This window comes from Streptomyces sp. NPDC057280 (assembly GCF_042668605.1).
Classification (GTDB): Bacteria; Actinomycetota; Actinomycetes; order Streptomycetales; family Streptomycetaceae; genus Streptomyces.
In genome coordinates this window covers 2,188,848-2,207,862 of the sequence record NZ_JBHUYR010000001.1, presented here as the reverse complement: position 1 = coordinate 2,207,862, position 19,015 = coordinate 2,188,848, and the positions used below count along the sequence as shown (strand labels likewise).

Genomic DNA, 19,015 nt, shown 5'->3' with positions numbered 1-19,015 from the left:
CTGGTGGTCCTCAGGAACTGCTCGTGGACGAACAGGCGGGGCACAGGCCCCAGTAGATGACCTCGGCCTCGTCGACCGTGAAGCCGCGGTCGTCCTGCGCGGTGAGACAGGGGGCGTGACCGACCGCGCAGTCGACGTCGACGACGACACCGCACGAACGGCACACCAGGTGGTGGTGGTTGTCGCCGACACGACCCTCGAACCGGGCCGGGCTGCCCGGCGGCTCGATACGGCGGACGAGCCCGGCCGTGGTCAGCGCGTGGAGCGCGTCGTACACGGCCTGAAGCGATATGTGGCCGACCCGGTCGCGCACCCCCTCGGCGATCATCTCGACGCCGAGGTGGTCCCCGGCGCGGACGGTCTCCAGCAGGGCGACCCGGGCGGCCGTCACCCGCAGGCCGGCACCGCGCAGCTCATCGGCGGGAGTCGGGGGCTGGGGTGCAGTCATGCGGGACAACCTACCCCCGTAAACACGAATAGTTCAAGAAAAGGAATCCTCCCAGTTTGATGTCGCGCACCTTGAGCGCAGGAAAACCCTTGGGGCCACTGCGGAGCGCCGGGGTGGGATGGGAGGATGTGACGCCATGACGTCAGGGTGGGGAACGCGCACAGTACGGGCCGCGGTGTTCGCGGCCGTCTGCGTGCTGCTCGCCGCCCTGGGCCACGTCCTGATGTCCGGCCGGCACGTACCCGCCTGGGCCCTGGCCTGCGGCACGCTCCTCACCGGCGCCGCGGCCTGGGGCCTGGCGGGGCGGGAACGCGGGCTGCCGACGGTGGTCGGGCTCGCCGTCGCCGCCCAGACGGCACTCCATGAGGGGTTCTCGCTGGCGCAGCCGAGGGCGGCGGAGCCGGGCATGACGGGCGTGGCGGGCGCCGGCGACATGGGCGCCATGGACATGGGCGCTCTGCATACGAGCGCTGGGCATATGGGCCCGATGCACATGGGCTCCGCGCACATTGGCTCGATGCCCATGGATTCCATGGATCTCATGGATCTGGCGCACATGGGCGCGGGCCACACCGGCGCCGGTTCCTCCTCGCTCGGCATGCTGGCCGCCCACCTGCTGGCCGCGCTGCTGTGCGGTATGTGGCTGGCGTACGGGGAACGGGCCGCCTTCCGGCTGCTGCGGGCCGTCGCCGGATGGCTCGCGGCGCCGCTGCGGCTGCTGCTCGCCCTTCCCACGCCGGCCCACCGGCCGCGCACCGGCCGGCCCCGGCGCCGCTCCGAGCGGGCGCCGCGGCTCCTCCTTCTCAGCCATGCGATCACCACCCGGGGGCCTCCGGCGGGGACCGCTGTCGCCTGACAGCCACTGACCCGAGGCCGCCCATGCGCGCCTCGGGCGTCAGCCGTACGACCGCTCCGGCGCCGTACGGCCACTCCCCGCAACCCCGGACCGCCACCGCCGGCGCGCCAGCGCACCGTCGGCAGGTCCGGAACCCCGCGGAATTCCGTTAAGCCTTGGAATCCCCGGGGGCCGTGGAAGCCCTGGGAACTTCCGGGGCTCCGGATGCCTGGAAGACCGAGGCCTGGAGGCCTGGAGGCCTGGAGGCCTGGAGGCGTGGAGGTCTGGAGGCCTGGGGGCCTCATTCCTGGGAGCGCTCGGAGTCCCTGGCGCTCCGGAGTCCCGGAGGCCTGAGGGCGGGGGCTGGGGATCTGGAGGTTCTGGGTCCCCTGAGCCCTCGGAGTCCCCGAGGCTCTGGCATCCCCGGGAGCCCTCGGGGTCGCGAAGGGCTGGGGGCTGGGGATCTGGAGGTTCTGGGTCCCCTGAGCCCTCGGAGTCCCCGAGGCTCTGGCATCCCCGGGAGCCCTCGGGGTCCCGAAGGGCTGGGGGCTGGGGATCTGGGGGCTCTGGGGTCCCCTGAGGCCTGGTAGCCCTCGGAGTGCCAGCGTCCCCGGAGCCCTGGAGCCACCGGAGCCCTGGAGCCCCCGAAGCTCTGGAGCCTGCCTGGGGTCTACGGAGCCCTGGAGCCCCCGGAGCCCTGGTGTTTCCGGAGTCCCGGAGCCCGGAAACCCCTGGAGCCCCCCCGGAGCCCCGGAGCCCCGGGAGCCCTGGCGGCCTCAGAGTCCGAGCCCCCGGAGTCCCAGCCCCCGGAGTCCCCGGAGTCCTCGGATCCCCGGAATCCCCGGAATCCCCGGCACCCCCGGAATTCCCGATGACCGAGAAGGACATCAGGTGATCACTCCTGCCCCGCCCGTTTGGCGCGAGGAATCGCGAGCCCCGGACGAGTCCACGACCGCCTGGGCGCTGGCCGCCCGTGGCGGTGACGCCGTCGCCGTCGAGCACTTCGTTCGCGCCCTGCATCGCGACGTCCTGCGCTACGTCGCCCATCTGTGCGCCGATCCCCAGGCCGTGGACGACCTCGCGCAGGACACGTTCCTGCGTGCGCTCGGGAGCCTGCACCGGTTCGAGGGGCGTTCCTCGGCCCGTGCCTGGCTGCTGTCCATCGCCCGTCGCGCCGTGATCGACGGTTACCGCTACGCCGCCGCCCGGCCCCGCCTCTCCGACGTACCGGACTGGCACCTGGCCGCCGAACTCGCCCAGCCACGCGGTCTGCCCGGCTTCGACGAGGGCGTGGCCCTGCTCGACCTGCTCGCCGCGCTGCCCGTCGAACGCCGTGAGGCCTTCGTCCTCACCCAGCTGCTCGGCCTGCCCTACGCGGAGGCGGCCGAGATCAGCGACTGCCCGGTGGGCACCGTGCGCTCGCGCGTGGCACGGGCGCGGGAGACGCTGGCCGCGCTGCTGGCGGGGGCCGAGGCGGAGGCGGAGGCGGAGGCGGAGGCTGGGCGAGGGTGGGGGTGCCGCTGACGTGAGGGCCGGCGCTGTGCCGGCCGCCTGAGGGTGGGCGGGGTGGGCGTGTGGGACGGCGGTGCGGTCCGTGGGGGATCGCACCGCTGTCCGGCGGAGCAGACCGGCCCCGCCCTCACCGCCGTACCGCACCTGCCATCCGCAACCCCGCCCTCACTGCCGTATCGCACCTACCGTGCGCGACCCCGCCCTCATCGCCGTACCGCACCTGCCATCCGCAACCCCGCCCTCACCGCCGCACCCCACGCACCACCCTCAACGCCGCCCCCACCACCCCCGCCGCGACCAGGCCGCCGCCCGCCAGGGCGAGAGCCTGGGCTCGGCGGTCCGGGGGTGTCGGGCGGGCGTCCGGGGCCACTCCGTACGCGCTGCCGTACGCGGTACCGTCCCCGCCCGGCAGACCCACCGCCAGCAACTCCGCGAGGTGGACGCCCTCGTGGCCGCCGCTGTCGAACTCGGCCACCTGGGTGCGGCAGCTGAAGCCGTCGGCCAGCACCACCGTCTCCGGTGCCGCGTCCCGCAGTCTCGGCAGCAGGACGCGTTCCGCGCACGCCTCGCTGACGTCGAGATGCCCCGGCTCGAAGCCGAAGTTCCCTGCCAGCCCGCAGCATCCGGAGTCCAGCCGTTCGGCGTCGACACCTGCACGGCGCAGCAGTTCGGCGTCGGCGTCCCAGCCGAGGACCGCGTGCTGGTGGCAGTGCACCTGTGCCAGGGCGTGCGCGGAACGCTCCGGGACCTGCGGGGGTTCGTAACCGGGGGAGTGCTCGGTCAGCAGCTCCGCGAGCGTCACCGTCTGATCGCGCAACCGCCGTACGTCCCGGTCGCCGGGGAACAGGTCGTGCGCGTCCGAGCGGAACACCGCCGCGCAGCTCGGTTCGAGCACGACCACCAGCCCGCCGTCCCGTACGTGCGGCGCGAGTTGCCGTACGGTGCGGCCCAACACCCGCTCGGCGATGCCGAGTTGGCCGGTGGAGATCCACGTCAGCCCGCAGCACAGCGGTTCGGTGGGCAACTCCACGCGCCAGCCCGCGTGTTCCAGGAGGGTCACGGCGGCCCGGCCGACGTGCGGATGGAAGTGGTTGGTGAAGGTGTCCGGCCACAGCAGGACGCTCCCGCGCGTGCCGTCGCCGTACGGCTCGTGGCGCGCGAACCACTGCTGGAGCGTCTCGCCGGCGAACAGCGGTAGCTCGCGGTTCTCGACACCGGCCACGGCGACCGCCGCGCGCGACAGGAGGGGTGTGTGGGTGAGGGCGTTCACGGCCGGGGCCAGGCGGGAGCGGCCCACGGCCTGTGCCAGCAGTGGCAGCCAGCCCATCGACAGATGCGCGCGCGGCCGCCGCCACCAGCGGCCCTCGTAGTGGTGGGACAGGAACTCCGCCTTGTACGTCGCCATGTCGACATCGGCCGGGCAGTCCCGCTTGCAGCCCTTGCAGGCCAGGCACAGATCGAGTGCGTCGTGCACCGCCTGCGAGCGCCAGCCGTCCTGGATCGCGCTGTCGCCATGACCGTCGAGCATCTCGAACAGCAGCCGGGCCCGGCCTCGCGTGGAGTGCTCCTCCTCCCGGGTGACCTGGTACGACGGGCACATCACCGAGCCGTCGGTGGTGAGCTGGCGGCATTTGCCCACGCCCACACAGCGGTTGGCGGCCTCGGCGAACGAGCCGCCGTCGTCGGGGAAGGCGAAGTGCAGGTCCCGGGGAGCGTACGGGGCCCAGTCGGCGCCGAGGCGGAGGTTCTCGTCGAGGCGGTACGGGGCCACGACCTTCCCCGGGTTCATCCGGTTGAGGGGGTCGAAGGCACCCTTCAACTCGTTGAAGGCACCCACCAGTCGCTCCCCGAACATCCGGGGCAGCAGCTCGCCCCGGCTCTGGCCGTCCCCGTGCTCGCCGGAGAACGAACCGCCGAACTCGGCCACCAGATCGGCGGCCCGCTCCATGAACTGGCGGTACGCGGCCACGCCGTCCGCGGAGTACAGGTCGAAGGGGATACGGGTGTGCACGCAGCCCTGTCCGAAGTGGCCGTACAGGCTCGGGCCGGTGTCGCTCAGATACCCGAACTCCCGGTACAGGTCCCGCAGTCGACGCAAGTAGTCGCCAAGCCGGTCCGGCGGGACCGCCGAGTCCTCCCAGCCCTCGAAGGTGTCGGGGCGGCCCGGGATGTGCGCGGTGGCGCCGAGGCCGGACTCGCGGACCTGCCACAACTCTTGTTCGTGGGAGGGGTCGTCGAAGAAGGCGACCGTGGGATCGTGCTCGGACTCGTGCAGCCCGTCCAGCATCCGGTGTGCGCGCTCGTCGGACTCCTCGACCGTCTCCCCGCCGAACTGGACCATCAAATAGGCGTTTCCCTCAGGGAGTTCGGCGCGTGCCTTGGGGTTGAGCCGCTTGATGCGCTCGTCCCGGATCAGCAGCGCGTCGACTCCCTCCAGGGCGATCGGCTCGTACGGCAGGATCTCGGATACGGCGTCGGCTGCCGTCTCGATGTCCGGGAAGCCGAGCACGACCAGTGTCTGCTCTTTGACGACCGGCACCAGTTCGAGTTCGGCGCGCAGAACGGTCACCAGCGTCGACTCGCTGCCGACGAGGAGGCCCGCGACGTCGAAGCCGTGCTCGGGGAGGAGGGAGTCGAGGTTGTAGCCGGAGACGCGGCGGGGGATGTCCGGGAAGCGCCGGCGGATCTCGTCGGCGTGAGTGTCGCGAAGGGCGCGTAGGCGGCGATACAGGGTGGCGCGGAGGTCGCCCTGGCGTTCGATGGCCGCGTACTCGTCGTCGCTGGTCGTTCCGCACCAGAACCGGGTGCCGTCGTAGAGCAGCACTTCGAGGCGGACGATGTTGTCCACGACCTTGCCGTACGCCTGGGCCGTGGCGCCGCAGGAGTTGTTGCCGATCATGCCGCCGATCGTGCAGTTGGCGTGCGTCGCGGGCTCCGGGCCGAAGCGGAGGCCGGTGGGCGCCAGCCGGCGGTTGAGGTCGTCCAGGACTATGCCGGGCTGGACGATGCAGGTGCGGGTGGCGGGGTTCACGGATTCGACGCGATGGCAGTACTTCGACCAGTCGATGACGATCGCCGTGTTCGTGCACTGGCCGGCGAGGCTCGTGCCGCCGCCCCGGGACAGCACAGGGGCGTCGAACTCACGGGCGACGGCCACGGCCTCGGCCGCGGCCTCGGGGGTACGGGGGACCACCACGCCGATCGGGGTCTGGCGGAAGTTGGAGGCGTCGGTGGAGTAGGCGGCCCGCGAACCGGCGTCGAAGCGGACCTCGCCGTTCACGCGGTGGCGGAGGGCTGATTCCAGGGTGGGCATGGGGCCCGGGTACCCCCGATATCTGGTAGGTCGCCTACGGGGCGCTCTCAGCCGGTGTCGGGACGGCGATCGTGCTCGACCCTTCGGGCCTCCGCGCGTTCGCCGTCCCGACACCGGCGCGCCCCTACGGCTCCCTCCCGGCCGGTGGCCTGCAGAGAGTGGAGCTTGGTGGGCCTGTGCTGTGCGCTTGTGCACAGAGGTTCTCTACGCCTCCGGCATCAGGGCGCGCATCGCCTCGCACTGGGCCGGGCCCATGAAGCGGGACAGGCCCTCCTTCACCGTCTCGGCCAAGGGGGCGGAGGCCGCCTTCAGCAGGCCCCGGGCCTTTTCCGTGAGGGCCACCTCCACGCCTCGTTTGTCGCCGCAGACGGACTGGCGGGTGACCAGGCCCGCGTGCTGGAGGCAGGCGATCTGGTAGGTGAGGCGGGTCTTGGGGCGGCCCAGGAGCTCGGCGACGCGGGTCATGCGCAGGGCCTCGCCGGGGTGTCCGGCCAGCAGGCACAGGATCAGGAACTCGTCGTGGGAGACGTCCAGCCGCTCCTTGACCACGGAACGCAGCTCCTGCTCGACGGCTCCGGTCGCGGCCAGCATCAGCATCCAGGCGTGCAGCTCCGGGGGGAGCAGTCCGTCACCGGAGGATGACGGACAGTCGGAGTGGTCGGAGGGGGCGGAGGGGGTGGTGGAGTCGGCGGCCATGAGTTTCAGTGTATCTGTTGTTCAAATTTGGATGGTCGGCTACGGTGACGTTGTCATCCAAATTTGAACTACAGCATCGCAGGAGTGAACGACCATGACCGTTGCCGTGGAGACCGGGACCTGGCAGCTCGACACCGCCGCCTCGACCGTCGGGATCAAGCACAAGACCATGTGGAACCTGGTCACCGTTAAGGGCACCTTCGGTGCCGTGAACGGGCAGGGCGAGGTGCGGGCCGACGGGTCCGCCGTGGGCACCCTGACGCTGGACGTCGCCTCACTGGACACCAAGAACGCCAAGCGGGACGCGCACCTGAAGGGCGCCGACTTCTTCGACGGCGACAACCACCCCGAGATCACCTTCGCGGTGCGCAGCGCCGAGCTGCGGGACGGGGACAAGGTTCATGTGATCGGTCAGCTGACCGTGCGCGGCATCAGCCGCCCCCAGTCCTTCACCGCCCGGCTCGTGGGCGCCGACGCGGACGCGCTCACTCTGGACGCCGAGTTCTCCGTCGACCGGGACCACTTCGGCATGGGCTGGAACCAGCTCGGCATGATCCGTGGCCTCACGACGGTGTCCGCGACGCTCCGGTTCACCCGGACGGCAGGCTGACGTAGGCGGTCGACAGGGTCTGCGGGCCGGATGTGAAGGCGCGCAGGCGCAGGTGCGCGCCGACCCTGGGGATGACGTACCGGCCGCCGTACGGGATGGTGGGCGGCCTGAGGTCGTAGCTCGCCGTGGTGTGCGGCGGGAGGGTCGTCGGGCCGCGCACGATGCGCCAGTAGCGGCTCATCCCCTGGCCTGCGGTGAGCATGAAGTGGGGGGTGAGGGCGGTCCCGGACGTGTTCGTGACCGTCACGTGCAGGCGGGAGGCGGCGACCGGGCGGGAGCGGTGCAGGGTCGTGACCTGCATGTGGAGGGGTGGTTCGCCCGTCGCCGCGAGCGTGGCGGCCAGCAGGGCCGGGGTAAGGGCCAGGGCGGCGAGGGTGATCCGGGTGCGGCGGGTGCCCAGGCGGGGCTGCCAGGCTCGCGTGAACTCCGACGCCGGGGCCGTGATCGCCGAGGCCAGCCACAGCGGCGTCATCATCAGGTAGTAGCCGTCCTGCGAGCGCGTCGCCAGGAAGAAGGCGCACCAGGGCAGGACCGTCGCCGTGGGGCCCAGGCGGCGGACGAAGAGCACGAAGACGGCGAAGAGGCCCGCCGCCAGCAGCAGGCTCGCGTGGGAGTACCAGTCGAGACGGTCGCTGCCGTTCGTGAGGTACAGGGACACGTCCACCAGGCCCTGGCCGTGCAGCACCGCTCCCTGCGTGAGGGGGAGGGCGATGCCGTCGAGCCAGGCGGCCGGTTCGCTGACGATGAAGTACGTGTTGAGCAGGAGCCACGCGGTGGCCGCGGTGCCGGTGAAGCGGAGGAGGAGCAGGGCTGCCCGGCGGGGGCCCAGTTCGCCCCGGCGTACGGCGTAGAGGCCGGCCAACAGGAACGGGGCCAGGAACCACGGGAGTTGCTGTGCCGCACAGGCCGCGCCGAGACAGGCGGCCCGTGCCAGGCCGGACGCCCCCAGGCGGCCGCCCTGTCCGATGCGCGGCCAGGCCACCACCACCGGGACCAGCAGGGCCAGGGCCACGATCGCCGGGTAACCGAGCCTCGCGTACTGGGGGAGGATGCCGAACCCCAGGAAGACCATGGTCGCCGCCGGGCGCCAAGGAGTCGGCAGCATCCGCCACAGCAGCAGGGCGCCGATGATCAGTGCCCCGGTGCTGACCGCTGTCGCCGGGGCCGCGCCGTGACCCAGTCCGAGGAGGGGCGCGGTCAGGAGCGGGGCGAGCGGGGGGTAGCCGTACGTGAGGTCGTAGGTGCCGGTGACCGTGGGGGTGAGGGCGACCGTGCGGCCGAACAGCCAGGGCCATGGCCTGCCGTACATCGGATGGCCCGCCGCCAGTTCCCTGGCCGCCTGGGTCGTCAACTGGGCCTCGTCGCTGCCCTGGTGGAGCAGCACCCAGGCGCACAGCGTCAGGGTCACCGCCGTCAGCAGGATCAGCAGGTCCAGGCGGGCCAGCGCACGCCGGCTGCGCACCGTCAGGGCCAGGACGCCGCAGATGAGGATCGAGGCGTAACAGACCGAGATGACCGCGGCGACCGCCGGGCGGTGCGAGGCCGCCTGCGTCCACACCGCGCGGGTGCCGATGAACAGGCTGATGTCGGCGAGGAGGGTGAGGACGCGGTGCCATTGCGCCGGAGGGTCTGACGCCGGGTGTTCCAGGGCGGCGGACACCGCCGACTGCGTCCGCCGACCGGGTGTCACCGGCTTCGTGTCTGCCAAGTGCACGGCACGAGAACGTAATCGGGCCCGGTGAGGGCGATGGTGGTGGAGGTGAAGAGTCCGGTGTGAGACCGGTAAAAAAGTGCGGTCAGTAGACATCCCGTACATATCGCTTGGCCGCGGCCAGCTGCTTCACGTACGCGCTCGCCTCGTCCTCGGTCAGGCCGCCGTGGGTGACCGCGATGTCCCTGAGGGCCCGGTCCACGTCCTTCGCCATGCGGGAGGCGTCGCCGCAGACGTAGAAGTGGGCGCCGTCCTGGAGCCACCGCCACAGCTCGGGGCCGTGTTCGCGCATCCGGTCCTGGACGTACACCTTCTGGCGCTGGTCGCGGGAGAAGGCGGTGTCGAGGCGGGCGAGGGTGCCCTCGGCGAGGAGCCCGGTCAGCTCGTCCTCGTAGTAGAAGTCGCTGGCGCGGTGCTGCTCGCCGAAGAACAGCCAGTTCGGGGCACGGTGGCCGAGCGCGCGGCGCTCCTGGAGGAAGCCCACGAACGGGGCCACGCCGGTGCCGGGGCCCACCATGATCATGGGTGTGGTCGCGTCGGCGGGCGGGCGGAAGTGCGGGGAGGACTGCACGAAGACCGGCACTTCGGTGCCGGGGGCCGCGTCGGCGAGGAACGGCGAGCAGACCCCGCCGCGCGGTGTGCCGTGCAGGTTCTCGTACCGGACGACGGAGACGGTGAGGGAGATCAGGTGCGGGTCGGCCAGGGGGCTCGACGATATGGAGTACAGGCGGGGTTGCAGTGTCCTGAGCACCGTCGTCCACTCCGCCGCGCTCGCCCGGACCGGGTGTTCGGTGAGGACTTCGATCGCCTGTCGGCCCCAACTCCACTGCGCCAGGCCGCCCTTGTTGTCGGGGCGCAGCAGACGGCGCAACTCGCGGTCGTCACGGGTGTGTTCGGCGACGAAGCGGAGGAAGTCGGGGGTGATGCGGGTGATGTCCAGGTGGCGGTACAGGGCCTCGGCGAAGGGGAGTTCGTCGACTCCGGGGAGGGATACCGGGGTTGAGCCGTCGACGCCGGTCGCCGTCAGCCATTCCTCCACCAGGGACAGGGAGTTGACCGGGCGGACGCCGAGCGCGTCGCCCGCCTCGTACGTCAGGGGTGTGCCGCTCGTGTCGAAGGTGAACCGCCGCACCTCCTTGCCCGCGCCGGGCCGGCTCAGCAGCCGGTTGCCGACGAGTCGAGCCGTGGTGGGCGCGGGCCTGGCCGTGCGGGCCTTCGGTTTCGGGGGTGCCTGGTGGGGTGCCTCGGTGCTGCCCGGCGCCAGTCGCGCTGCCTCGGTGGTGCCCGGCGCCTGCTCCGCTGCCTCGGTGCTGCCCAGCGCGGACAGCACCTGGTCCAGCCAGGCGTCCGCGGTCGGCTCGTAGTCCGGTTCGCAGTCCGTGCGCGGGGCGAGCCGGACCGCGCCCAACTCGTCCAGACGGGCGTCCAGACGGCGGCCGTGGCCGCAGAAGTCGTCGTACGACGAGTCGCCGAACGCCAGCACCGAGTACCGGACGCCGTCCAGGCGCGGTGCCTGCTCGGCGGCCAGCGACTCCCAGAAGCCGGAGCCGTTGTCGGGAGCGTCCCCGTCGCCGAAGGTGCTGGTGACGAGCAGCAGATCGGCGCCCTTGGGCAGAGTGCCGGGATCGGTGTCGGCCATGCCGACGAGGGTGGCCCGGTGGCCGCTCGCGGAGAGCCGGTCGGCGACCGCGCCGGCGAAGTCCTCCGCGTTGCCGGTCTGCGAGGCCCACAGCACGACGATCTCCCGGCCCGGCCGCTGCTCCTGCGGTGCCGGCGTCGAGCGTGAGTACATGCCGGCGAGGACGCCGTTCACCCACAACGCGTGGTCCGGGCTGAAGGGCGCGTCCGGCGGGAGCACGGGCACGCCCGGGGCGCCGGAGCCGATGCCCGCGAGGAAGCCGGTGAGGTAGAGGCGCTCCCGCGCGCTGAGGACGGGTGGCGGGGCGGGTGCGAGGCCGAAGGGGTCGGTGCCCGGGGTGACGGAGGTCGGCGTGACAAAGGTTGAAGGGACGGTGGTCGGTGTGACCGAGGTCGGGACCATGACGCCTGCGGGGGCCGTGGGGGCCGCGGGTGTCGGTTCGTGGACCTTCGCCAGCGCCACCGCGCACACCTTGAACTCGGGCTGGAAGGAGATCGGGTCGACGGCGTCGCCGGTCACCGCGTTGACGCTCAGATACTCGCCGAACAGGTCGTTCCAGTGGAACGGCGCGAACACGCACCCGGGCCGGACCCGGTCGGTGACCACCGCGGGCAACACCGCCCGGCCGCGCCGTGAGGCCACCTCCACCCCGTCGCCGTCGGCGATGCCGAGCGCCCGCGCGTCCTCGGGGTGCAGCTCCACGAAGGGCCCGGGGTTCAGCTTGGTGAGCTTGGCGACCTTGCCGGTCTTGGTCAGCGTGTGCCACTGGTGCTGCACCCGGCCGGTGTTGAGGACGAAGGGGAAGTCGTCGTCCGGCATCTCGGCGGGCGGGAGGTGCGGGCGGGCGTGGAAGACGGCACGGCCGGTCGGCGTCGGAAAGCGGAGCTCGCCGTTCTCGACGTAGCGGATCGGGTTGCGGGCGGGACCGTCCTCGGCGGCGGCAGGCCACTGCACGGGGGTGGAGCGCAGCCGCTCGTACGTCACCCCGCGCAGGTCCCAGCCCGTGACGGGGTTCCAGGCGCGGCGGATCTCCTCGAAGACCTGCTCGGCACTGTCGTACGAGAACCCCTTCTCGTACCCCATCTCCCGGGCGACGGCCGCGATGATCCGCCAGTCCGCCATCGCCTCGCCGGGCGGGTCGGCGACGGCGGCGGTGAGGGTGAGGTTGCGCTCGCTGTTGACGAAGACGCCCTCGCCCTCGGTCCACATCGCGCCGGGCAGGACGACGTCGGCGTACGCGTTGGTCTCCGTGTCGGTGAAGACGTCCTGCGCGACGACGAACTCGGCGGCTTCCAGGCCCTCGATGACGGTACGGCGGTTGGCGACCGAGGCGACCGGGTTGGTGCAGATGATCCAGCAGGCCTTGATCTCGCCGTCGGCCATCTTCCGGAACATCTCGATCGTGCCCTTGCCGACGCCGTCCTCGCGGACGGTCCCCGGCGGCAGCTCCCAGAGCTCCTCGATGAACGCGCGCTCGGCGTCCACGAGCACGGACCGCTGGCCGGGCAGGCCCGGGCCCATGTAGCCCATCTCGCGGCCACCCATCGCGTTCGGCTGGCCCGTGAGGGAGAACGGGCCGGAACCGGGACGGCAGATGGTGCCCGTCGCGAGATGGAGGTTGACCAGGGCGTTGGTGTTCCAGGTGCCGTGCGTGGACTGGTTGAGGCCCATGGTCCACAGGCTCATCCACTCCCCGGCCGAGCCGATCAGCCGGGCGGCGGTGCGCAGGTCGTCCTCGGCCAGGCCCGTGATCTCCGCGACGGCCGCCGGCGCGTAGTCGGCGAGGAACTCGGGCATCGCCTCCCAGCCCTCGGTGTGCGCGGCGATGAAGTCGGGGTCGGTGTGGCCGTTCGCGAGCAGCAGGTGCAGCAGACCGTTGAGGAGGGCGAGGTCGGTGCCCGGTTTGACCTGGAGGAACAGATCGGCCTTCGCCGCGGTCGCGGTACGCCTCGGATCGACGACGATCAGCTTGGCGCCCGCCTTGACGCGCTCCATCATCCGCAGGAAGAGGATCGGGTGGCAGTCGGCCATGTTGGAGCCGATGACGAAGAAGACATCGGCCCGGTCGAAGTCCTCGTACGACCCCGGCGGCCCGTCGGCCCCCAGCGACAGCTTGTAACCGGCCCCGGCGCTCGCCATGCACAGCCGGGAGTTCGACTCGATCTGGTTCGTCCGCACGAACCCCTTGGCGAGCTTGTTCGCCAGGTACTGGGCCTCCAGGCTCATCTGCCCGGAGACATAGAAGGCGACGGCGTCCGGACCGTGCGTGTCGATGATCTGCCGGAGCCTGCGCGCGGTCTCGGACACCGCGTCCGCCATCGGGGCGGGCACCGGCTCCTCGCCCCGCTCGTCCCGGACCAGCGCGGTGGTCAGCCGGCCCGGCGCGGCGAGCATCTCGGCCGTGGTGGCGCCCTTGGTGCACAGCCGCCCCGCGTTCGCCGGGTGCGCCTTGTCGCCGGTGGCCTTCAGGACGGTACGGCGGCCGTCCGGCCCCCTCCCGATGTCCAGCACGATCCCGCAGCCCACCCCGCAGTAGGAGCAGACCGAGCGCACCTGTGACGTGGGGGTGGTGGGGGTCACACGCTGCCCTTCCTCGGCGGACTGCTCATGCCCGAGAGCGTACGAATCGCCCATTACGCCGGTGTCACACGGCTTGATCACGAGGGGTTACGTCGGCCACACAGCGGTCCGTGGCCCGATGTGAGGGGGTGTGACGGTGGCGGTCCGTGTCGCTGTTGGGCCGAACGGGTGACTTGGCGTAAGAATTGGCTGGTGCAGGCAATGAAGGCGAGCGATTTCGGGGGGAGCCGGTGAACAGCCACGACGTCACCGATGAACAGTGGGAAGGGCTCGCCCAGGTCGTTCCGTTGCGCGGCCGGGACGCCTGGCCGTCCGCGGTGGACCACCGGGCCATGCCGGAGGCGCCCACGGAGCCGCGCCGCCGGTTCGTCGTCCTCCGCGTCAATGTGTTCGGGGACGCCCGCGAGGTCGCCGAGACGCTCATGGCGGGCATCCCGGTGCTGCTGGACCTGACCGGCGCGGAGGGCGAGGTCGCCAAGCGGGTCCTCGACTTCAGCACCGGCGTCGTCTTCGGGCTGTCCAGCGGGATGCACCGGGTCGACCGGAACGTGTTCCTGCTGACCCCGCCCGGCACCGAGGTGAGCGGGTTGATGGAGGGGGCGGGGGCTACGGGGGTGTGAGCGGGGCGCACCGGGACGCTTTCCGGGCGCCTCCGGGGCGGTCACGGCGGTGAGCGGGAGTGGCCGGGGCGGCCGGATCACGGGGGTGTGAGCGGGGTGTTCCGGGGCGACCGGGGCGCGATGGTGTGAGCCGGGGGGCTGGGGCGGTCGGGCTACCGGGACGTGAGCCGGGGGGCCGGAGGGGTCGGGCTACCGGGGCGTGAGCCGGGGTGTTCCGGGGCGGCCGGGTCACCGGGGCGTGAGGCGGGGGGGCCGGAGGGGTCGGGCTACCGGGGCGTGAGCCGGGGTGTTCCGGGGCGGCCGGGTCACCGGGGCGTGAGCTGGGGGGCCGGACGGGTCGGGCCACGGGGATGTGAGCCGGGGCCGGAGAGACCGGGGCACGGAGGTGTTGGCTGGGTGTTCCGAGTCGGCGCGGTCCCTCGATCGTAGGAAGCGTGCCTGGGAGGAACGGTTCGGCCCGGGCCGGAGTCCTACGGTCCGGATATGGCCGTGCCTTCAGCGTTCTCAGTGTCTTCCGTGCCGGTGGCGTCCGCCGATCCCGTGGTGCCGTCACAGGGACGGGCGCGGAACGCGGAAACCTCCTCGGCGTTCCCGGCGTCCGGTGACCACCGCTCGCTCCGCCCCCATCTCACCGAGCTGCGGCTGTCCGCGTTCGCGTCCCACCGCGGCGCCGCCTTCCCGCTGGGGCCGTTCACCCTGCTCGCCGGGCCCAGCGGCAGCGGCAAGACGAGCGCGCTGCGGGCGTACGAGGCGCTGGCCCGGCTGGGCGCCGGGGCCGAACTCGGCGCGGTCTTCGCCGACCCGCCGGCCTGGGTGCCGGAGCGGGCCCGCCCCGACGCCCAGCGGCGGCGCGGCTTCCGGATCGGCTGTACGGCGGACGGGCCCGAGGGTCCGGTACGGCTCGACGTCGCCGTCCAGGCCGAGCCCGACCTGCGGATCGTCGGCGAGCGGCTGACGTCCGGCGGCCTCGTCCTGCTGGAGACCGCGCTCCGCGACCCCGCACGCCGTGCCGTGCAGGCCGCCTGGCACACCGCCGGCGCCACGCCGGTGACCCGGGCCCCGCTGCCCGACGACCGGCTCGGCACCGCCCTGCTCCCGTTACGGGTCGCGGGGAAGACCGACGGGCAGCGACGGGTGCTCGCCGCCGCCGAACAGATGGTGGTCGCCCTGCGGTCGGTGTTCGCCTGCGATCCGCGCCCCGACCGGATGCGGCTGCCTGTCCCGGTCGGCGCCGGGCGGCTCCTCGGCGGCTGCGACAACCTCGCCGAAGTGCTGGGGCGCACCCGCGCGGAGTGCGGCCGGCGGCATGCGCAGTTCGTCTCGGCCGTGCGTGAGGGCTGCGCGGGGCCGGTGACGGACGTGCTGGCCGAGCCGCTCGGTGACGGCACGGTGCGGGCGGTGCTCAACCGTGGCGACGGTGTGCGTACGGCGCTCGGGCGGCTGGGCGACGGGGAGTTGAGGTATCTCGCCCTCGCCCTGGTGCTGTTCACCGGGCCCGGGGTGCTGGAGGTCGACCCGGCCGGTGAGGTGCCCGCGGCGATGCAGGCGCTGACGGTCCTCGCCGACGACGTCGACCGGAGACTGGACCCGCGGCAACGGGCCCAACTGCTGGGGCTGGCGGCCCGGATGTGCGAACGGGGTCACATCCGGTTGCTCGGGACGACGGCCGACGCGAGCTGGGCGGCGGGGACGGACGGGGTCACGGTGGTACACCTGGAGCCGTGACAGAGCATCTCGATGTGGCGGGGCTGCAGCGCAGGCTGGCCGAGTTCGCGGCCGCGCGGAACTGGCAGCCGTACCACACCCCCAAGAACCTCGTCGCCGCGCTCAGCGTGGAGGCTTCCGAACTGGTGGAGATCTTCCAGTGGTTGACGCCGGAGGAGTCGACGCGGGTCATGGACGACGCCGACACCGCGCACCGGGTCACGGACGAAGTCGCCGATGTCCTCGCGTATCTGCTGCAACTGTGCGAGGTGCTGGGGATCGATCCGCTGGCGGCGCTGGACGCGAAGATCGACCGCAACGAGCGGAGGTTTCCGGCGCCGTGAGGGCGTGGGAGCGAGCGTGAGGGTGCGCGAGGGTGACGGAGCGCGGTGTCGGGAGCCGCTCGGTCCGTTTTCACTCTCCGCAGTCAAATTCCGGCTCGAAATCGATTCGTTGTCCACAGATTTCCGCCTTCCTCTGGTTTTTCGTCTCGGCGGCCTTCACTCTGGGTAGTGAACAAGGGAGTTCGGGCGGACGGGGGCAGGGCATGGACGCGGTGCGGCTCATCGTGACGAGCAGGCGTGCCCTCGCGGGGAGCGGAGACGCGCCGCAGATCCTGACGGAGGTCTGGCAGGCGCAGGCTCTGGCGCAGGCGATAGGGAGCAGACTCGCGGTCTTCGGACCGCCCCGACTGAGGGGCGAGGCGCTCGGGTTGACGGAGCTGGCGGGCCGGGGCTGCGGGGTCCTGGACCGCCCCGACCTCGACACCGCCGACCTCCGTGCCGCCCAGCTGACCGAACTGGGCGACGCCCGCCAGGCCCTCGTCTACCTCGGCGGCCTCCTCGGCGAGGTGGGCATCGCCCTGGTGGGCCTCGCCTGCGCGGCGGACGACGAGGGCACGTACTGGCAGTGCATGGAGGCGATCGACGCGGCCGACGAATCCCGGGACCGCGTCCGGGACATGCTGCGCAAGCTGGCGGAGGGGGATCCGGTGATACCGGAACGGGAGGCGGGGTGAGGCCGGCCGGCGCGGCCCCGCAACTCCGGTCCGCCCCCGGCTCACCGGCGGCACAGCACCCGCCGAAGCCCTACTTGGCCTCGGTCTCCTCCGCCCCCCGCCCCGCCGACTGGAGGTCCGCGTCCAGGGCGGAGAGGTCCGCGTTGAGGGCCGCCATCAGCTCCTCCATCTGCTGCAGCAAGCCCTTCGGCCGGCCGGCTTCGCCCCCTTGCTGCGGGACGGATTCTTCGGACATGACGGCCTCCTCGGCCCAGGCCTCCACGGGAGGCCGACACCTTGACGCCCGGCGCTGACCGGCCGGCGCGGGCGCCGGTCGGTCCGGCTCCGCCCGAGCAACGATCATCACGTCCGCCGGGTCACTGGCCCGGGCAGCCCCCGGGCCCCGCGTTGACGGATTTCACCCGACCGGGGCGGCGCGGGGCCACAGGGACCAGTGGGGTTGACCGGGACAGCACCGTGCAGGATGGAGGTATGGATCTTCGCATCTTCACCGAGCCCCAGCAGGGCGCGACCTACGACACCCTCCTCACCGTCGCCAAGGCCACCGAGGACCTCGGCTTCGACGCCTTTTTCCGCAGCGACCACTATCTGAAGATGGGGTCCGCCGACGGCCTCCCCGGCCCCACCGACGCCTGGATCACCCTCGCCGGACTCGCCCGGGAGACCAAGCGCATCCGCCTCGGCACCCTGATGACCGCCGGCACCTTCCGGCTGCCCGGCGTGCTCGCCATCCAGGTCGCCCAGGTCGACCAGATGTCCGGCGGCCGCGTCGAACTCGGCCTCGGCGCGGGCTGGTTCGAGGAGGAGCACCAGGCGTACGGCATCCCGTTCCCGAAGGAGAAGTTCGGCCGCCTGGAGGAGCAGCTGGCCATCGTCACCGGCCTGTGGGAGACCAAGCTGGGTGACACCTTCGACTTCCACGGCACGTACTACGACCTGACCGGCTCCCCCGCCCTCCCCAAGCCCGCCCAGGAGAAGATCCCGGTCCTCGTCGGCGGCCACGGCCCGACCCGTACCCCGCGGCTGGCCGCGAAGTACGCCGACGAGTTCAACATGCCGTTCGCCTCCGTCGAGGACAGCGAGCGCCAGTTCGGCCGGGTCCGCGCCGCCGCCGAGGAGGCCGGCCGCGGGGCCGACGCCCTCGTGTACTCCAACGCCCTCGTCGTCTGCGTCGGCAAGGACGACCAGGAGGTCGCCCGCCGCGCCGCCGCGATCGGCCGCGAGGTGCCCGAGCTGAAGGCCAACGGCCTGGCCGGCTCCCCGGCCGAGGTCGTCGACAAGATCGGCCGGTACCGGGAGATCGGCTCGCGGCGCCTGTACCTCCAGCTCCTCGACCTCGACGACCTCGAGCACCTGGAGCTCATCGCCTCGCAGGTGCAGTCGCAGCTGAGCTGAGGGTCGTAAGACCGTCCGGCGGCGCGGGCCGTGCCGCCGGACGGTCCCACGTCACGGCTTGCGACCGATCCCCACGTACAGCGGAATCTCCGTACCGCCCTGCCGTTCGCCGAGCTCGGGATGCCACTCGGCGGCCAACACCACGCCGGGGTCGAGGAGTTCGAGGCCCGTGAAGAAAGCGGAGAACTCTGCGCGGGAGCGGACCTGGGCCGCGGTGCCGCCCTTGCGGTACACCTCCACCACCCGTTCCCAGGTCTCCGGATCGAAGTCACCGGTCGCGTGCGAGAGCGTCACGAAACTCCCCGGTGGCAGCGGGCGCAGCAGCCGGCGCAGGATCATGGCCGGTGTGTCCTCGTCCCCCACCAGGTGCAGCAGCGCAACCAGCGACAGCGCGATCGGCTGCGTGAAGTCGAGGGTCTCCCGGGCCGCCGCGATGATCTTCCCCGGTTCCCGTACGTCGCCCTGGACGTACGCCGTCCGCCCCTCCGGTGTGCTGTGCAGCAGCGCCTCCGCGTGCCGCAGGACGATCGGGTCGTTGTCCGCGTACACCACCCGGGCCTCGGGGGCGATCCCCTGCACGATCTGGTGGAGGTTCGGCCGGGTCGGGATGCCGGTGCCGATGTCGAGGAACTGACGGATCCCGCGCTCGGCCAGCAGCCGGGACGCGCGGTGCATGAACGCACGGTTGGTCCGCGCCATCGCGCTCACCGCGGGGAAGAGGGCCGTCACCTGCTCGGCGGCGGCCACGTCGACGGGGTAGTTGTCCTTACCGCCGAGGAAGTAGTCGTACATCCGCGCCGAGTGCGGCTTGGTCGTGTCCAAGCGGTCCGCGCCCGATCCGGTGTCTGCCACGTGAGGCCTCCAGGCGAATAATTCCCGAGTGCTGCCGATGTCCGGTCTGTACGGTGTGCATATCAGCAGTTCAGACCCTACT

General features: G+C 72.2%; 15 protein-coding genes. 8 read left to right on the top strand and 7 right to left on the bottom strand.

The features are described 5' to 3' along the window. Positions 1-10 precede the first annotated feature (10 nt). Positions 11-448 (bottom strand): Fur family transcriptional regulator, encoded by a 438-nt coding sequence (locus ACFUO4_RS09930; RefSeq protein ID WP_079309225.1) that lies wholly within the window; start codon positions 446-448, stop codon positions 11-13. A 136-nt stretch (positions 449-584) separates the two neighbouring features. Here ACFUO4_RS09930 and ACFUO4_RS09925 point away from each other — a divergent pair, with 136 nt between their 5' ends. Then, complete coding sequence (locus ACFUO4_RS09925) at positions 585-1,304, top strand: hypothetical protein (protein ID WP_383481916.1); 720 nt, start codon at positions 585-587, stop codon at positions 1,302-1,304. A gap of 870 nt (positions 1,305-2,174) precedes the next feature. After that, a complete protein-coding gene (locus tag ACFUO4_RS09920; protein ID WP_383481913.1) occupies positions 2,175-2,807 on the top strand; it encodes a sigma-70 family RNA polymerase sigma factor in 633 nt (210 codons plus the stop codon). Between the two features lie 229 nt (positions 2,808-3,036). Here the strand turns inward: ACFUO4_RS09920 and ACFUO4_RS09915 are convergent, their stop codons facing one another. Both ACFUO4_RS09915 and ACFUO4_RS09910 read right to left on the bottom strand, forming a co-directional pair. After that, positions 3,037-6,108 (bottom strand): FAD-binding and (Fe-S)-binding domain-containing protein, encoded by a 3,072-nt coding sequence (locus tag ACFUO4_RS09915; protein ID WP_383481910.1) that lies wholly within the window; start codon positions 6,106-6,108, stop codon positions 3,037-3,039. Between the two features lie 204 nt (positions 6,109-6,312). Next, positions 6,313-6,804 carry a MarR family winged helix-turn-helix transcriptional regulator gene (locus ACFUO4_RS09910; protein WP_079310051.1) on the bottom strand — a complete coding sequence of 164 codons (492 nt, stop codon included), beginning with the start codon at positions 6,802-6,804 and terminating at the stop codon, positions 6,313-6,315. A gap of 94 nt (positions 6,805-6,898) precedes the next feature. Here ACFUO4_RS09910 and ACFUO4_RS09905 point away from each other — a divergent pair, with 94 nt between their 5' ends. Further along, positions 6,899-7,414, top strand: coding sequence for a YceI family protein (locus ACFUO4_RS09905; protein ID WP_079310050.1), 516 nt, complete (start codon positions 6,899-6,901; stop codon positions 7,412-7,414). On the opposite strand, the gene ACFUO4_RS09900 is transcribed toward ACFUO4_RS09905, so the two are convergent. Both ACFUO4_RS09900 and ACFUO4_RS09895 read right to left on the bottom strand, forming a co-directional pair. Then, positions 7,395-9,104, bottom strand: coding sequence for a hypothetical protein (locus tag ACFUO4_RS09900; RefSeq protein ID WP_383482390.1), 1,710 nt, complete (start codon positions 9,102-9,104; stop codon positions 7,395-7,397). The genes ACFUO4_RS09905 and ACFUO4_RS09900 overlap by 20 nt on opposite strands. A 106-nt stretch (positions 9,105-9,210) precedes the next feature. Then, on the bottom strand, positions 9,211-13,344 hold the full coding sequence (locus ACFUO4_RS09895) for a molybdopterin-dependent oxidoreductase (RefSeq protein ID WP_383481906.1): 4,134 nt from the start codon (positions 13,342-13,344) through the stop codon (positions 9,211-9,213). 230 nt (positions 13,345-13,574) lie between these two features. On the opposite strand from ACFUO4_RS09895, the gene ACFUO4_RS09890 reads away from it, so the two are divergent. From ACFUO4_RS09890 to ACFUO4_RS09875, 4 genes are all read left to right on the top strand, one after another. Continuing rightward, positions 13,575-13,964, top strand: coding sequence for a cell division protein SepF (locus tag ACFUO4_RS09890; RefSeq protein WP_383481903.1), 390 nt, complete (start codon positions 13,575-13,577; stop codon positions 13,962-13,964). 483 nt (positions 13,965-14,447) lie between these two features. Then, the gene (locus ACFUO4_RS09885; RefSeq protein ID WP_383481900.1) at positions 14,448-15,689 is read left to right on the top strand and encodes an AAA family ATPase; all 1,242 of its coding nucleotides are present in this window, start codon (positions 14,448-14,450) and stop codon (positions 15,687-15,689) included. Beyond that, the gene (locus ACFUO4_RS09880) at positions 15,686-16,012 is read left to right on the top strand and encodes a nucleotide pyrophosphohydrolase (protein ID WP_383481897.1); all 327 of its coding nucleotides are present in this window, start codon (positions 15,686-15,688) and stop codon (positions 16,010-16,012) included. Before ACFUO4_RS09885 ends, ACFUO4_RS09880 begins: the two co-directional genes overlap by 4 nt. 203 nt (positions 16,013-16,215) lie before the next feature. Continuing rightward, positions 16,216-16,686 carry a DUF6099 family protein gene (locus ACFUO4_RS09875; RefSeq protein WP_383481894.1) on the top strand — a complete coding sequence of 157 codons (471 nt, stop codon included), beginning with the start codon at positions 16,216-16,218 and terminating at the stop codon, positions 16,684-16,686. 70 nt (positions 16,687-16,756) lie between these two features. On the opposite strand, the gene ACFUO4_RS09870 is transcribed toward ACFUO4_RS09875, so the two are convergent. Next, positions 16,757-16,921 carry a hypothetical protein gene (locus tag ACFUO4_RS09870; protein ID WP_165951269.1) on the bottom strand — a complete coding sequence of 55 codons (165 nt, stop codon included), beginning with the start codon at positions 16,919-16,921 and terminating at the stop codon, positions 16,757-16,759. 236 nt (positions 16,922-17,157) lie between these two features. Between ACFUO4_RS09870 and ACFUO4_RS09865 the strand changes: the two genes are divergently transcribed. Further along, complete coding sequence (locus ACFUO4_RS09865; protein WP_383481891.1) at positions 17,158-18,081, top strand: LLM class F420-dependent oxidoreductase; 924 nt, start codon at positions 17,158-17,160, stop codon at positions 18,079-18,081. 51 nt (positions 18,082-18,132) lie between these two features. On the opposite strand, the gene ACFUO4_RS09860 is transcribed toward ACFUO4_RS09865, so the two are convergent. Then, complete coding sequence (locus ACFUO4_RS09860; protein WP_383481888.1) at positions 18,133-18,933, bottom strand: SAM-dependent methyltransferase; 801 nt, start codon at positions 18,931-18,933, stop codon at positions 18,133-18,135. Between the last annotated feature and the right edge of the window lie 82 nt (positions 18,934-19,015).

What these genes read in the sequence shown, in the direction of transcription:
- ACFUO4_RS09930 (WP_079309225.1), bottom strand. Translation starts at nt 448, where the DNA reads ATGACTGCACCCCAGCCCCCGACTCCCGCCGATGAGCTGCGCGGTGCC.
- ACFUO4_RS09925 (WP_383481916.1), top strand. Translation starts at nt 585, where the DNA reads ATGACGTCAGGGTGGGGAACGCGCACAGTACGGGCCGCGGTGTTCGCG.
- ACFUO4_RS09915 (WP_383481910.1), bottom strand. Translation starts at nt 6,108, where the DNA reads ATGCCCACCCTGGAATCAGCCCTCCGCCACCGCGTGAACGGCGAGGTC.
- ACFUO4_RS09910 (WP_079310051.1), bottom strand. Translation starts at nt 6,804, where the DNA reads ATGGCCGCCGACTCCACCACCCCCTCCGCCCCCTCCGACCACTCCGAC.
- ACFUO4_RS09905 (WP_079310050.1), top strand. Translation starts at nt 6,899, where the DNA reads ATGACCGTTGCCGTGGAGACCGGGACCTGGCAGCTCGACACCGCCGCC.
- ACFUO4_RS09885 (WP_383481900.1), top strand. Translation starts at nt 14,448, where the DNA reads ATGGCCGTGCCTTCAGCGTTCTCAGTGTCTTCCGTGCCGGTGGCGTCC.
- ACFUO4_RS09875 (WP_383481894.1), top strand. Translation starts at nt 16,216, where the DNA reads ATGGACGCGGTGCGGCTCATCGTGACGAGCAGGCGTGCCCTCGCGGGG.
- ACFUO4_RS09870 (WP_165951269.1), bottom strand. Translation starts at nt 16,921, where the DNA reads ATGTCCGAAGAATCCGTCCCGCAGCAAGGGGGCGAAGCCGGCCGGCCG.
- ACFUO4_RS09865 (WP_383481891.1), top strand. Translation starts at nt 17,158, where the DNA reads ATGGATCTTCGCATCTTCACCGAGCCCCAGCAGGGCGCGACCTACGAC.